Source organism: Senegalia massiliensis (genome assembly GCF_009911265.1).
Classification (GTDB): Bacteria; Bacillota; Clostridia; order Tissierellales; family SIT17; genus Anaeromonas; species Anaeromonas massiliensis_A.
In genome coordinates this window covers 54242-68507 of the sequence record NZ_QXXA01000005.1, presented here as the reverse complement: position 1 = coordinate 68507, position 14266 = coordinate 54242, and the positions used below count along the sequence as shown (strand labels likewise).

The 14266-nt window shown below is 26.1% G+C and carries 16 protein-coding genes; 15 read left to right on the top strand and 1 reads right to left on the bottom strand.

Translation table 11 applies throughout. The annotated features are described in order from the left end of the window. The first annotated feature begins 70 nt into the window (after positions 1–70). The 11 genes from D3Z33_RS04440 (at position 71) to D3Z33_RS04390 (ending at position 7920) form a co-directional block, all read left to right on the top strand. Positions 71–847, top strand: a complete 777-nt coding sequence (locus D3Z33_RS04440) for a homing endonuclease associated repeat-containing protein (RefSeq protein ID WP_160196586.1) — start codon at positions 71–73, stop codon at positions 845–847. 64 nt (positions 848–911) lie between these two features. Then, positions 912–1283, top strand: coding sequence for a hypothetical protein (locus D3Z33_RS04435; RefSeq protein ID WP_160196585.1), 372 nt, complete (start codon positions 912–914; stop codon positions 1281–1283). A gap of 64 nt (positions 1284–1347) precedes the next feature. Then, positions 1348–1683: a hypothetical protein gene (locus tag D3Z33_RS04430; protein WP_160196584.1), complete on the top strand. Its 336-nt coding sequence runs from the start codon at positions 1348–1350 to the stop codon at positions 1681–1683. A gap of 99 nt (positions 1684–1782) precedes the next feature. Continuing rightward, positions 1783–1929 (top strand): hypothetical protein, encoded by a 147-nt coding sequence (locus D3Z33_RS04425; protein ID WP_160196583.1) that lies wholly within the window; start codon positions 1783–1785, stop codon positions 1927–1929. A gap of 284 nt (positions 1930–2213) precedes the next feature. Then, positions 2214–2399: a hypothetical protein gene (locus tag D3Z33_RS04420; protein WP_160196582.1), complete on the top strand. Its 186-nt coding sequence runs from the start codon at positions 2214–2216 to the stop codon at positions 2397–2399. A gap of 253 nt (positions 2400–2652) precedes the next feature. Further along, complete coding sequence (locus D3Z33_RS04415; RefSeq protein ID WP_160196581.1) at positions 2653–3219, top strand: site-specific integrase; 567 nt, start codon at positions 2653–2655, stop codon at positions 3217–3219. Positions 3220–3242: 23 nt separating this feature from the next. Then, complete coding sequence (locus D3Z33_RS04410) at positions 3243–4793, top strand: recombinase family protein (RefSeq protein ID WP_160196580.1); 1551 nt, start codon at positions 3243–3245, stop codon at positions 4791–4793. Positions 4794–4825: 32 nt separating this feature from the next. Next, the gene (locus D3Z33_RS17095) at positions 4826–4990 is read left to right on the top strand and encodes a DUF255 domain-containing protein (protein WP_160196579.1); all 165 of its coding nucleotides are present in this window, start codon (positions 4826–4828) and stop codon (positions 4988–4990) included. Positions 4991–5027: 37 nt separating this feature from the next. Next, positions 5028–6848: a DUF255 domain-containing protein gene (locus tag D3Z33_RS04400; RefSeq protein WP_160196578.1), complete on the top strand. Its 1821-nt coding sequence runs from the start codon at positions 5028–5030 to the stop codon at positions 6846–6848. A 16-nt stretch (positions 6849–6864) separates the two neighbouring features. Continuing rightward, positions 6865–7245 carry a lactoylglutathione lyase gene (gene gloA, locus D3Z33_RS04395; RefSeq protein WP_160196577.1) on the top strand — a complete coding sequence of 127 codons (381 nt, stop codon included), beginning with the start codon at positions 6865–6867 and terminating at the stop codon, positions 7243–7245. An 81-nt stretch (positions 7246–7326) separates the two neighbouring features. Then, the gene (locus D3Z33_RS04390) at positions 7327–7920 is read left to right on the top strand and encodes a hypothetical protein (protein WP_160196576.1); all 594 of its coding nucleotides are present in this window, start codon (positions 7327–7329) and stop codon (positions 7918–7920) included. A 39-nt stretch (positions 7921–7959) separates the two neighbouring features. Here the strand turns inward: D3Z33_RS04390 and D3Z33_RS04385 are convergent, their stop codons facing one another. Further along, the gene (locus D3Z33_RS04385; protein WP_160196575.1) at positions 7960–8784 is read right to left on the bottom strand and encodes an undecaprenyl-diphosphate phosphatase; all 825 of its coding nucleotides are present in this window, start codon (positions 8782–8784) and stop codon (positions 7960–7962) included. Positions 8785–8985: 201 nt separating this feature from the next. Between D3Z33_RS04385 and D3Z33_RS04380 the strand changes: the two genes are divergently transcribed. Genes D3Z33_RS04380 through D3Z33_RS04365 form a run of 4 tightly spaced genes read left to right on the top strand, consistent with a single transcriptional unit; the run spans position 8986 to position 14211 of the window. Beyond that, entirely contained in the window at positions 8986–9672 is a 687-nt protein-coding gene (locus D3Z33_RS04380; RefSeq protein ID WP_160196574.1) for an ABC transporter ATP-binding protein, read from the top strand. A gap of 10 nt (positions 9673–9682) precedes the next feature. Continuing rightward, positions 9683–12217: an ABC transporter permease gene (locus D3Z33_RS04375; protein WP_160196573.1), complete on the top strand. Its 2535-nt coding sequence runs from the start codon at positions 9683–9685 to the stop codon at positions 12215–12217. 58 nt (positions 12218–12275) lie between these two features. Further along, the gene (locus D3Z33_RS04370) at positions 12276–12965 is read left to right on the top strand and encodes a response regulator transcription factor (protein WP_160196572.1); all 690 of its coding nucleotides are present in this window, start codon (positions 12276–12278) and stop codon (positions 12963–12965) included. A gap of 4 nt (positions 12966–12969) precedes the next feature. Beyond that, positions 12970–14211 (top strand): sensor histidine kinase, encoded by a 1242-nt coding sequence (locus D3Z33_RS04365; protein ID WP_201750427.1) that lies wholly within the window; start codon positions 12970–12972, stop codon positions 14209–14211. Positions 14212–14266: the final 55 nt, after the last annotated feature.

Genomic DNA, 14266 nt, shown 5'->3' with positions numbered 1-14266 from the left:
ACTACTTAATTAATATAGTATTATAATAATATGAATTTTTAAAATTAAAGATTTATTAGGAGGTATAATAATGAGTGATAAAGAATTATTGGAGTTAATTAAAGAAGAATATAAAAGAATAAAACCTAAAGGATGTTGGGATTTTTTTAAAAAAAGGGATAAAAGAATACCTTGCTTACAAAATCTTCAAAAGAAATTTAATAAGACATATAATGAGATATTAATTATGTCAGGGATTTCAGATGAAGAACTTAATTACGTAAGAAGAGATAAGAAGCAGTATTTAGATAAGCTAAATGAAATTTATGAGTCATTAGGATATATGCCTTCTCAAAGTGAATTTATTAAATTAGGTTACACTCCTAAAGTTTTAGCTAAATATTTTGGCTCATATGCTAATGCAGCAAAAAAAATAAAAGATGATTTTGAAAATCACAAAACTCCAACAAAAATTAAAGAAAGCAAAGAGCAATTATTAAAAATGTATATAGAATATAGCAATAAAATTGGAAAACCAGCATCTTATAATGATTTATTAAAATCTAATAAAATATATGACCCAAGCATATTTTTAATTAGATTTGGAAGTATGAGCAAGTTAAAAGAAGAGGCGGGATTTCCTCCTATAATTACGAATAAAACAACTTATACAAAGGAAGATATTAAAATTAAGTTAATAGATTTATATTTAAAAAAGAATAAAAAAGTTACAGTGAAACAGATAAACTCACAAGAAGATTTACCTTGTTTAAAAACTATATTAACTAAATTTAAGAAAACTTCCATGACTGAAGTATGGCAAGAAATTGAAGATTCTATACCTTTAAGTGAGAAAAAGCTTTCATAATATTTTAAAAAAATATAGTTTATAAATCAAGGATTTTAAAACTAAAGTTAAAAGGAGATTTTAAATGAGAAAGCTAAAAGTTTTACAATTAACAGATATGAAAGATGTTAAATCTAAATCTTATTGTAAGCAATTTAAAATATTTTTAAGTACTGATGGATATAAAGATGAGCAATATTATCTAACAAAAAATAATATTATAATAGATATAGATGATAATATAGATGAAAGTCTATTTAAAGAAGTGATAATAGCAGGAGCAAAAGTTAGAACTATGTACTATGTTATAGATAATGAATATAGTAGTCATTGTAAACTTAAAAGATTTCAACATTTTAAATATGAAGAAATAAAAGAATATAATAAGGAAAAAGGTGTATTATTTAAAAACCCAAATATAGCTAAAGAATATGAAAAAAGCTTATTAGAGTTATAGATTAAAATAAACATATTTATATTCAATATTATAATTATAAAAAATAAAAAAGGGGATAAGAACTATGTATAATAATATAAATAACAAAATGAGTTTGAGTTTATTAACGCTACAAAATGAGTTGGATTTTATAGGGGGTGCTTTAATACTAAACAATGTAATAAAAAATATAAGAGATTACAAAAGAATTAAATTTGAAATATTTCATATTTTCGCTGATGAAAAACTATATAAATCAACTCAAAAAAGTTTCTATAATAATTGTCAAAATTCAATCTTATTATTAAATAATTTATTTCAATCTTATGGATTGTATACTATATTTGTAGGAGATATAGAAAGCGAAGAAGATGTGGATGATTTTATTAAAAATCTTCCTTTAGAGGATTTTTTCTTGTAATAATTTAATTTTGAATATTTTAAGTTATATAACGATAAAAATAGGGTCAACTTTTGAATGAAAATAAAAGATATGATTAGTTATAAGGAGGTGAAGTAAATGAAAAGAAATGCAGTTTCTGCAATCGCCTGGATATTTACAGGTATAGCCGTTACAACTGCTATATACATAACAAAAAGTGCTACTCCATTATTGGCAATGTTCATTCCTACATTTATAGTAGATTTCAAAGAAGGACAGGATTAGTGTACATCTTTTATTAATGACGACAAAATAGGGTGAACTCTTAAACGTATGAAACTTCTAAACAACGACAAAAACCATGTAAGAAATGAAGAATATATACTACAAGGATGTGTAAATCAAGCTAATTAAAGGGACATGACGACAAATTTAGGGTGAATCCTTAAACGTATGAAACTTCTAAACAACGACAAAAACCATGTAAGAAATGAAGAATATATACTATAAGGATGTGTAAATCAAGCTAATTAAAGGGATATTACGACAAATTTAGGGTGATTTATAAAGTGAGAAAATGTAAAATTAATAAAAATATTATTTTAATACTAAAGTTTAATTTAATTATATTTATAATAATTTTAATTGAAAATTTTACAATGAAAAGAAAAGAAGATAAAAATGAAGTTGAAAAAATAGCTAGAAAAATATTAAAAAGAAATAAAAAGGTGTTTGAAAAACTTGGGAAATTATAGTTGAAGAATTTATTTAATTTAAAATAATATTATTTTAAAAGAATAGATTTACTTACATTCCAAAAGAAAATAATATTATTTTTAATAAGCTTATTTAAAATGAACTTTACACAATAATATTGTGTAAAGTATATAATCCTTTAAAATACACAAAAGGCACAAAAATATTTTTTTATTTAAATTTCAATATTACATAATATATAATATAAGCATGATATGTAATATTAACAAATTCACGATAGGAGTTGTTGAAATGAATTTTGTTAGTCCTATTAGAGATAAAAAACAAATAGAAATTATGAAGATATATTTAAAAAGCAAAAGTAAAAGAGATTATCTTATGTTTGTGCTTGGAATTAATTCAGCCCTGCGAATAAGTGATATTTTAGGTCTTCACGTAAATGATGTATGGCAGAATAATAAACCAAGGGAGTTTATAAAAGTTAGGGAGCAAAAAACAGGCAAGCTTAAAAGGTTTCCTATCACAAAGAATCTTAGTAAAGCATTGCATGAGTATATGAAAGAATACAATCCTAGTGCTCAATCTTATTTATTTTTTAGTAAAAAAGGATATAACAAACCTTTAAGTAGACAACAAGCCTCTAGTATAATTAGCAAAACAGCAAATTATATTGGAATAAAAGAACCAATAAACACACATTCCATGCGAAAAACTTGGGGTTATTGGGCTTATAAAAATGGTGTATCTATAGCATTAATAATGGAAGCATTAAACCACTCTTCCATTTCCAACACTAAAAAGTATTTAGGTATAACACAGCAGGATTTAGATAATGTTTATCTAAACTTAAATCTATAAATAGATTCAAAGGAGATTGAAAAATGATAAATGAAAGAGATATTAAAAAAGTTGCTATATATTTACGTAAGAGTAGGGGCGATGAAGAAGATGTATTAAAAAAACACAGAACGACTTTAGTTAAGTTATGTAAAAAAAATAATTATGAATATTCTATATTTGAAGAAGGAATAAAATCGGGAGAAAGCGTAGATGAAAGACCAATAGTAACTCAACTGTTAGACTTAGTCACAAAAAGTGAATTTGATGGTGTACTAGTAGCAAAGTATGACAGACTAAGCAGAGGAGATTTAAAAGATTTTGGAAGGGTTATAGATGCATTTAGATATAGTGATACCTTCATAATGACCTCTAATAAAAATTTTAACGTAAATGATTTAAATGATTATATGCAACTAGCAATAGAAGGTGTATTTTCTAACGCAGAATTAAAAAGAATTATTGAGAGATTTCAGGATGGAAAAAGGGCAGGGGCAGAACAAGGAAAATGGACTAATGGAAGCCCACCATTTCCTTACATATATAATAAAAAAGTGAAAATTAATATTAATGGTAAACAAGAAGTAGCATCTGAAATATCAATAGATAAAAAAAGAAAAAAAGTCTATAATATTATGAAAAATATGTACTTAACTGGTAATTATGGAACTGAGAAGATAGCCTTTTATCTAAATAAACAAGGATACAAAACAGCAAAAAATAAAAATTGGAGCTCTAATGCAGTAAGTCGCTTGCTTCTGCACGAATTTCATATGGGGGTTATGATATACGGAAAAAATGAATGGAAAAAAGACATAAATGGCAAAAAAAAAATAACTAGAAAAAAAGATAGAAGTGAATGGCATATTGGAACTGGAGATTGGGAAACTTTAAAAACTCCAGAAGAACATAATAAAATTTTAGAAATCAGCAAAAGAAATAATAAGATTCCTAGTCGTAGTAAGCAAGGCGTATTTCCAACTACTGGATTAATGTTTTGCAAAAAATGTGGGTATAGTATGCGTTATAGCATCGGGAAAGTAGAAGCAAAAACTGGAAAACAATATAACCTAACTAAATGTACTCATAAGAATGCTATAGGAGAAACGTGCCCACAAGTGGGGAAAAAGATGGATGAAGATTTCTATAATGCCTTATATAATTCAATTATTAACGATAATCTGAATAATCATATAATAGAAGAAAGCAAAATAAATAAAAAAGAAATAGAAGAAATAGAATTTTTAATAGAGGAACTAAATCAAGAAATTATAAAGCAAGAAGTAGCTTTAAAAAAAGTGAAAGAAGCCTATAGAGAGGATATATACACTCTAACAGAACTTAAGGAAGAAAAAAAGATAATAGACAATATAATAAAAGATAAAAAACAAAAGAAGCAAGAATTAGAAGAAAAGATAGCTTCAACTAAGAGAATGTCAAAGGAAGAATTAAATTCTAGAATTAAATATTTCAAAAACAATTGGCGAAAATGTACAACTCCAAAGCAACAGAATAACTTGCTGAAAACTATTGTAAAAAGAATTAATTACGATAGAGAGGGGTATAATATAACACTAGAGGTAGAATATCTTTAAATAAAAATAAAACAATGAGGAGGTGTTGCCCAATGACTAAAATCAAAGAAACGCCCAATCGTTTAGTGAATGAAAAGAGTCCATACTTACTTCAGCATGCGTACAATCCTGTAGATTGGTATCCATGGGGACAAGAGGCTTTTGAAAAAGCTAAAAAAGAAGATAAACCAATCTTCCTTTCGATTGGGTATTCATGATTGCGGTTAATAGTTTACATGTCATTGGTGTCATGTAATGGAAAGAGAAAGTTTTGAAGATGAAGAAGTAGCTGAGCTTTTAAATGATTACTTTATACCTATAAAAGTAGATAGAGAAGAAAGACCAGATTTAGATAATATTTATATGACAATCACGCAGGCAATCACAGGTCAAGGTGGTTGGCCTATGAATGTATTTTTAACACCTGATAAAAAGCCAATTTATGCAGGGACTTATTTTCCAAAACGTTCTATATTAGATAGAGTAGGACTTATGGATATCTTATATAATATAAATAAAGCATGGAAAGAAAAAAGAGATGATATAGTAGAAAATAGTGAAGACATAATAGAAAAATTAAATAATATTCAAAGTTCAAGTAATGAAGAATTGAGTAAAGAAGTTTTAGAGGAAGTATTTAATGAGAGAAAGGAAGACTTTGATCCTAAATATGGAGGCTTTGGAAGTGCTCCTAAGTTTCCTATGCCCCATAATTTAATGTTTTTGATACGTTTTTATAAAGAAAATAATGATGAAAAAGCATTGGAAATTATAGAAAAAACATTAGATGGAATGTATAAAGGTGGTATATTTGACCACATAGGATTTGGATTTTCCAGATATTCAGTAGATGGAAAATGGTTAGTTCCTCATTTTGAAAAGATGTTATATGATAATGCACTTTTAGCATACTGTTATTTAGAAGGTTATCAGGCAACAGGAAAAGAGTTATATAAAGAAGTAGCAGAAAAAATATTTACTTATATAATTCGTGATATGACTTCAAATAAAGGTGGATTTTATTCAGCAGAAGATGCAGATAGTGAAGGTGTGGAAGGTAAGTTTTATGTTTGGACTAAAGATGAGATAAAAGATATTTTAGGAGATGAAGAAGGTGAAGTAGTTTGTAATTATTTTGATATAACAGACACAGGAAATTTTGAAGGCAAAAATATACCAAATCTTATAAAATATGATTTGAATTTTCTGAAAAAATCTCCTGATTTAATAAATCGAGTACATGCATATGCTGATATGCTATTTTATACAAGGGAAAATAGAATAAAACCCCACAAGGATGACAAAATACTTACCTCTTGGAATGGGCTTATGATAGCAGCATTTGCATATGGTGGTAGAATATTAAATAAACCTCTATTTATAAATCGTGCTAAAGAAAGTATAGAATTTATATATGAAAATTTAATTGATGAAAATGGAAGATTACTTGCAAGATACCGTGATGGCGAATCAAGATATAAAGGATATTTAGAAGATTATTCATTTTTAACTTGGGGATTGATTGAAACTTATGAGGCAACATTTGATGATATTTATTTAGAAAGAGCAAAAAAATTAATGGATGATACTTTTAGATTATTTTGGGATGATAAAAATGGAGGATTTTTCATAAATGGTCATGATGCAGAAGAATTAGTATTAAGACCAAAAGAAATATATGATGGAGCAATACCTTCAGGCAATTCAGTAGCTGCTTTTAATATGATAAAATTATCTAAAATGTTAGAAGACGAGTCCTATAAAGAAAAGTATAACCGAATGTTAAAGTCATTTAGTAGTACTATAAAAAATATGCCCCATGCCCATTCATTCTTTTTACTTAGTTATATGGATTATATAAAAAATGGTAAAAATATAGTAATAGCTTATGAAAAAGAAGATGATTTATTTGATGATATAATTAGAGAAATAAACAGCAGATATCTACCTTTTACTACAGTAGTTAAAGGTAGAAGAGAGCTTAAAGATAATAAAACAACAGTTTATATTTGTGAAAACTATAGTTGTAATATGCCTATAAATAATTTAGAAGAATTTAAAGAGGCATTAAAATAAAGGAGGATAAAAGTAAATGGATTACAAAATGTTACACACTTGTTTAAGAGTTATGGATTTAGATAAGTCATTAAAGTTTTATAAAGAAGCTTTAGGGTTTAAAGAAACTGGAAGAAAGGATTTTCCTGAATATGAATTTACATTAGTGTTTTTAACGGACTCAACAGGTAATTATGAGATAGAGTTAACTTATAATTATAATCCAGATAAACCATATGAAATTGGAAATGGCTTTGCACATATAGCTGTTTCTGTAGCTGATTTAGAAGCTTCTAGAGAAAGACATAAAGATATGGGTTATAAAGTAACAGAGCTTATGGGCCTTCCGGGAAGTAAGCCAAAATATTATTTTGTAACAGATCCAGATGGATATGATGTAGAAGTAATAAGAGCATAATAATGATATAAAGTTGTAATGGATTGCATATAAATTATGGTGTATAATTATATAAGAAATAAAGTTAAAGGAGCACAAATTATGCAAAAATATTATTTATATGTAGTCCTTACAAGTCCTCATACAGCTATTTCAAAATTAATAAAACTATTTAAAAATGATAATTATACTCATGCTTCAATTTCATTAGATAAAGATTTAACCAACATGTATAGCTTTAGTAGAAAAAAAGCATATAATCCATTTATTGGAGTATTTAAACATGAAAAATTTGATAAAGGAATTTATAAATTTCATAAAGAACTACCAGGTAGAGTAATGGAAATAGAAGTAACAAAAGAGCAATATGAAGATGCAATAAAATTATTACATAAATTCACATATAATAGTGAAGTATATAAATATAATTATAAAGGACTCTTATATATGCTTTTAAACAAAGAAATTTTGTCAGATGATAGATTTTTATGTTCTGAATTTGTATATTACATATTGAATGAAAGTTATATTGTGGATTTAAATATATCTAGAAATTTAGTAAGACCTGAAAATTTATTAGAAATAGAAAGTGAAATAGTGTATGAAGGAAACTTAAAGGAAATGTATCCATCACGTAGTATCAAAAGCATGACTTTTAATTATATTAAAAATAAAATAGGAATGAAAGTATCATAAAATAAAATTGTCAACTCAAGAGTGAGTTGACAATTTTATTTATCCAAAAAATACAAAATATCCAATTACAAGAATTCCAAGTACTATTCTATACCAACCAAATGCTTTAAAGTCATTGTTTTTAATATATGAAAGTAAGAACTTAATAGATATAATTGAAACAATAAATGCTACAACCATACCAAATATAAGTATTATAAATTCTTCCATGGAAAAATCAAAGCCAAATTTAACAAGTTTTAATGCACTTGCTCCAAACATTACTGGAATAGATAAAAAGAATGAATATTCAGCAGCAATATATCTAGACGTTCCAAGTATAATTGCACCTATAATAGTAGCACCTGACCGAGATGTACCTGGAATAAGGGCTAGAACTTGAAACATTCCTATTAGAAATGCAGTTAAATAACTTAAGTCATTAAATGTTCTAATTTTACCTGTTCTTCCTTTATTCATATTTTCAACTATTATAAATAATACACCATAGAATATTAACATTATAGCTACAGTTTGATAATTATATAAATGTTCGTTTAACCAATCATCAAAAAGAAGTCCAAGAACTGCTGCAGGAAGAACTCCAACTACTACTTTAAACCATATTGCCATTGTATCCATTTTTTCTTTTTTAGTCTTTTTAGGAGAAAAAGGATTTAATTTATGGAAAAATAAAATTACTACAGCCATAATAGCACCTAATTGTATTACTACAAAAAACATTTCTTTAAATGCATCAGAGTAATTTAATTTTATAAATTCTTCAACTAAAATCATATGACCTGTACTACTTACAGGAAGCCATTCAGTAATTCCCTCAACTATTCCAAGAATTAAAGTTTTAAATAATTCTATTAAAAACATTTTTTCACCCCTATAAATTATTTATTACTTCTTATATATTAATATTCTTTTCTATTTATTGCAAGAATAAAAGTTCTAATATTTTCTTAACTTACAAAACTGTAAGATAAAAAATATTATTGTAAGTTAGTAGTTATGGTTTAATGCTTAAACTAAAAGTATAATGGATTTAGAAAGATAAAAGAAAGTGAGGAAAATTTAATGGAGATATTAAAAGTAGAAAAATTAAATAAGACATATATTACAGGAGATACAAAAGTGGAAGCTTTAAAAGATATTGATTTATCTATAAATAAAGGAGAATTTGTATCAATAGTTGGTGCTTCAGGATCAGGTAAATCTACGTTATTACATTTATTAGGAGGACTAGATAGACCTACTAGTGGGAAAGTAATAATTGATGGAGAAGATATTTACAATTATAAAGAAGAAAAATTAGCTATATTTAGAAGAAGAAAAATAGGCTTTATATTTCAGTTCTTTAATCTAATACCCATATTAAATGTAGAGGAAAATATTGCACTTCCTGAATTATTAGATAATGAAAAAGTAAGTAGAGATTATTTAGATGAGTTAATTTCTTTGCTTGGAATGAAAGATAGAAGAAATCATCTTCCATCAGAACTATCAGGAGGACAACAACAGAGAGTAGCTATAGGAAGAGCATTATTTAATAAACCTTCAATAATACTTGCAGATGAACCTACAGGGAATTTAGATAGTGTTACATCAAAAGAAGTAATAGAATTATTGAAATTTACTGCAAAAAAATATAATCAAACATTGATACTTATAACACATGAATTAAATATTGCACAAATGGCAGATAGAGTTATAACACTTAAAGATGGAGATATAGTATCAGATGAATATTTGAAAGTAGAATAGAGGTGATGAAATGATTACAAATTATAAAGGAATTACAAAAAGATATTTAAAGAGCAATAAAAAAAGAGCAATACTTACAATAGTTGGGATAATACTCTCTGTTTCATTAATTTCATCTATAGGATTATTTTTTAAAGGATTACAAGAATCACAAGTTGAAGTTGCAAAAAGTACTCAGGGGTCAGCTCATTTACTATATGAAAATCCAGATAATGAAGATATAGACAAAATAGAAAATAATCCTAAAGTAGGTAGAAGTGGATTATATACAGTAGAGTCAGAGTTTATGATAGATGAAAAAATAAATATTATGAAATTATTAGTTACAGATGAAGCATTAGAATTACTACCTACTAAAATTGAAAAGGGTAGTTATCCAGAAAAAGAAAATGAAGTAGCTTTGGAAGGATGGTTACTTAAGTATATAGAACCTGATGCTGATATTGGTGGTATTATTGATATAAATGGTGAAAGTTATAGATTAGTTGGGATTTTAGAAGATAGTGTGTATAATCAAATGAATTTAAATAGTTCAATATACACGACAGGGGACATATCAAATCAAAGTGAAAAAGTTTTATTAGTAGAAATTAGTGAAAAAGCAAACTTAAAAAAGGCAGTAGATGAATTAAGTAGTTTGGCACCGATGAAAGTAGAGAAAAATAATTATCTACTTTCATTACAAGGAGCAGGAGATGTAAATGATTTATTAGGATTATATATAGCATTAGCTGTGATTATAGGTATAGTAGTAATATCAACTATAGCAGTAATATATAATTCATTTCAAATATCTGTAGTAGAAAGAATAAAAGAATTTGGTTTGCTTCGTGCAGTAGGAACAACTCCTAAACAAATAAGGAAAATAATAGTTAGAGAAGCTACATTACTATCCTCAATAGGTGTTCCTATAGGACTATTATTTGGAGTAATAGCAATATACTGTATAGATTTAGTTTTTAATCTTATAGGTGGCGAAAACTTAGATTTCATAAAACTTTCTATTTCACCAATTGTTTTAATAATTAGTGGTATTATTGGTATAGTATCTATATATATATCAGCATTGTTACCAGCTATATTTGCTGGACGTATATCTCCTTTACTTGCTATAAGTAATAGAAAATCTATTAAGAAGGAAAAAATTAAAAGAAAAAAGAGTATATTAAGTAAATTATTTAAAGGTATATTAGGTTTTGAAGGAGAACTTGCATATAAAAATATTAAGAGAAATAAAAAGAGATATAGAGTAACAGTATTTTCAATAGTAATATCAGTAGTATTATTCATATCTTTCTCATCATTTGTGAATATGGCAGATAATGTAACTGATAGTCCTACAGAGTCCGATAATGTTCATTTCTCTATAGTTAGAGATACAGCAGGATTTGATAATGGAGAGTCTATAGAAGAGGATATAATAAAAGAAATAAAAAATATGCCTTCAGTAAAAACGGTATATAAGGCATATAATGACTATGCTTTTGAATTTGAAATAGACGAGGATAGTCAAACGGGTAAAGTTAAAGAAATAAGTGAAGGAATTGCAAAAGTGGGTGGAGAGAAGATTTATAATGAATCTGAAAACCACCAGAAAATTAAAATAAATGGTAATATAAATATATACGATGAAAATGCATTAGAAGTATCAAAGAAATATTTAAAATCAGGAGATATAGATATAGAAGAGATAAACGATAAAAATGGAGTAATATTTATAGCAGATAATAGAATTTATAACTATGAAACTGAAAATTCATATTATGGACCTATAGCAGATATAAAATCAGGAGATGAAATAAAAGTACTAAATAGAATATATTGGGACGCTAAAAATGAAGAAGAAATAATAGATGATATAAACAAAGACCTAAAAGTAATGGCTGTTGCAAAAGGAAATATATTTAGATTTAGAGGTAGTGGTGGTGAAGAAGGATTAAAAATAATAACATCAAAAGAGGTAGCACAAGATTTATTAGATAAAGATTCTATAAAACCTATAAATTTAAATATTGTATTAAATGATGAAACAAGCGAAAAATCAGTAGTTACAGAGTTAGAAAAAATAATAAATGATGATCCAAACTTAAGAGTTATAAATCATATAGAAAATAATAGACAATCAAAAGCATCTAATTTAATAGTAAAAATACTCTTATATGGTTTTGTAGTAGTAGTTTCACTTATAGGAAGTGTAAATATAATAAATACAATTACAACAAATATTCTTTTAAGAAAGAGAGAATTTGCAACACTTAGATCTATTGGACTTACTCATAAAGGACTTAAAAAAATGGTGGTTTTAGAAGGAATATTATATGGAGTAATGGGTTTAATATATGGTTCTATAATAGGCTCGATTCTTTCATTTGTCATGTATAGAGGAATGGGAAGTGTAAGGGAAATGCAATTTTGGAATATACCATGGAATACTATAGGTATAGCAACAATTGCCATTGTATTAATAGGATTTCTTTCTGTACAATATCCATTATCTAAAATAAAGCGTGATAATTTAATTGAAACAATAAAAGGTGACTATTAAAGAGATGATATTTATCATCTCTTTTTGTTATAATATAAAGTAATAAAGAGGTGATAAGATGATAAGTATACTTTTAGTAGAAGATGATAAAGCACTTGCTATGGGAATAGAATTTAGCTTAAAAGAAAATGGATATGAAGTGTTTAATACAAGTACTATAAAAGAAAGTAAGAAAATATATGAAGAAGAAAAAATAGATTTAATACTTTTAGATATTAATTTACCAGATGGAAGTGGATATGATTTGTGTAAATATATAAGAAGTGAAAGTGATGTACCTATAATATTTTTAACAGCACTTGATGAAGAGGTAAATATAGTTCTAGGACTTGATATTGGAGGAGATGATTATATTACAAAACCTTTTAGAGTAGGAGAATTGACTTCTCGCATCAGAGCCATACTTCGCAGAACTAAAAAAGATGATATAGACATATATAAATCAGGTGATTTAACAATAAATATATCTAAGGTAAAAGTAGAAAAGAAAAGTAATGAAATTAAACTTACAGCACTTGAATATAAATTATTATTATTTTTCATTAATCATCCCCAAAAATCATCAAAGAGAGAAGAAATTTTATCTTATCTAACAGAAAATGAAGAAGCTTTCTTTGATGAAAACACATTATCTGTGTATATAAAAAGACTTAGAGAAAAAATAGAAGATGACCATAAAAACCCTGAATATATAATTACAAAAAGAGGGCTAGGTTATATTTGGGAAAAAGAAGTTATAAAGGAGTAGAGATATGGATAGTTACTTGATAAATTCTAGAATGAAAAATAGTTTTATAATACTTTTAACTGTCATAGTTTTATTTACACTTATATCATTTTCAATTTTAAATATACACTATAAAAATTTAAAAAGAGATTATATTGATAGCTTTGGAAATGTACTTATGATAGTTAATGACAGTGATCCTGAGCTTGCAAAAGATATAATACCTAGTATAACAGGAGAAGAGGATATAAAACAAAGTAAAAGGGCAGGGGTTATTCTAAAGGAATATGGTTTAAGCGAAGACTTAGAAAACTCACTTTTCCCTAATATTAATGAAACTTATATGACGAATAATATGTTGTTTATATTGATTTTTATATTACTTTTATTAGTATTATTTATACTTAATTTTATAGAACATAGATATTTTTATAGAAAGATTAGAAAAATATCTAATAGAGCAAAAGATATAGTAAAAGGAGAATTTAAGCTGTTTGAAGAAAAAGATAAAGAAGGTGATTTTCCAAAGCTCATATCATCATTTAATTCTATGGTAGGAATTATAAAGGGGAATTTAGAAAAATTGGATAAAGAGAAAAACTTTTTAGTAGATTTATTATCTGATATATCTCATCAATTGAAGACTCCACTTTCTTCAATGATAGTATATAATGACATACTTACAGAAAAAGAACTTCCAAGAGAAAAGCAATTAATATTTTTGGAAAATAATAAAAAACAGTTAGAACGTATAGAATGGTTAGTAAAAAGTTTACTTAAACTTGCAAGACTTGACGTACAAGCTATAAAATTTGATAAAGAAAAACTAAATGTAAATAATACTATAAAAGTAGGTGTAGAATCATTAAATGAAAAAATAAAAGCAAAAAAAATAAAGATAAATTTTGATTCTACAAATGAGATATTTTTAAATCATGATTTCTATTGGCTTAAAGAAGCCATTATCAATTTAATAGTGAATGCAATAGATCATAGTGAAATAGGAAGTGATATAAATATATTTACATTTGAAAATCCTATTTATAGGAGAATAGAAATACAGGATTATGGTGAAGGAATTGATAAGAAAGATTTACCTCATATTTTTAAAAGGTTTTATAAATCTACAGTCTCCCAAAATAGTGATTCAGTAGGAATAGGCCTTGCACTTTCTAAATCAATAATTGAGAGTCATAATGGCATAATAGAGGCTGAAAGTATAAAAGGAGAGTTTACTCGTTTTATAATTACATTTTTGAAGTATTAATTTATTTTTCCTATTTAGGGTATATTATTTATAATATGCTTTAGGGAGGAGAAAA

Coding starts and splice junctions, on each gene's coding strand:
- D3Z33_RS04390 (WP_160196576.1), top strand. CDS start 7,327: ATGCAAAAATATTATTTATATGTAGTCCTTACAAGTCCTCATACAGCT.
- D3Z33_RS04430 (WP_160196584.1), top strand. CDS start 1,348: ATGTATAATAATATAAATAACAAAATGAGTTTGAGTTTATTAACGCTA.
- D3Z33_RS04435 (WP_160196585.1), top strand. CDS start 912: ATGAGAAAGCTAAAAGTTTTACAATTAACAGATATGAAAGATGTTAAA.
- D3Z33_RS04425 (WP_160196583.1), top strand. CDS start 1,783: ATGAAAAGAAATGCAGTTTCTGCAATCGCCTGGATATTTACAGGTATA.
- D3Z33_RS04440 (WP_160196586.1), top strand. CDS start 71: ATGAGTGATAAAGAATTATTGGAGTTAATTAAAGAAGAATATAAAAGA.
- gloA (WP_160196577.1), top strand. CDS start 6,865: ATGGATTACAAAATGTTACACACTTGTTTAAGAGTTATGGATTTAGAT.
- D3Z33_RS04375 (WP_160196573.1), top strand. CDS start 9,683: ATGATTACAAATTATAAAGGAATTACAAAAAGATATTTAAAGAGCAAT.
- D3Z33_RS04370 (WP_160196572.1), top strand. CDS start 12,276: ATGATAAGTATACTTTTAGTAGAAGATGATAAAGCACTTGCTATGGGA.
- D3Z33_RS04365 (WP_201750427.1), top strand. CDS start 12,970: ATGGATAGTTACTTGATAAATTCTAGAATGAAAAATAGTTTTATAATA.
- D3Z33_RS04415 (WP_160196581.1), top strand. CDS start 2,653: ATGAATTTTGTTAGTCCTATTAGAGATAAAAAACAAATAGAAATTATG.
- D3Z33_RS04385 (WP_160196575.1), bottom strand. CDS start 8,784: ATGTTTTTAATAGAATTATTTAAAACTTTAATTCTTGGAATAGTTGAG.
- D3Z33_RS04410 (WP_160196580.1), top strand. CDS start 3,243: ATGATAAATGAAAGAGATATTAAAAAAGTTGCTATATATTTACGTAAG.
- D3Z33_RS04380 (WP_160196574.1), top strand. CDS start 8,986: ATGGAGATATTAAAAGTAGAAAAATTAAATAAGACATATATTACAGGA.
- D3Z33_RS17095 (WP_160196579.1), top strand. CDS start 4,826: ATGACTAAAATCAAAGAAACGCCCAATCGTTTAGTGAATGAAAAGAGT.
- D3Z33_RS04400 (WP_160196578.1), top strand. CDS start 5,028: ATGGAAAGAGAAAGTTTTGAAGATGAAGAAGTAGCTGAGCTTTTAAAT.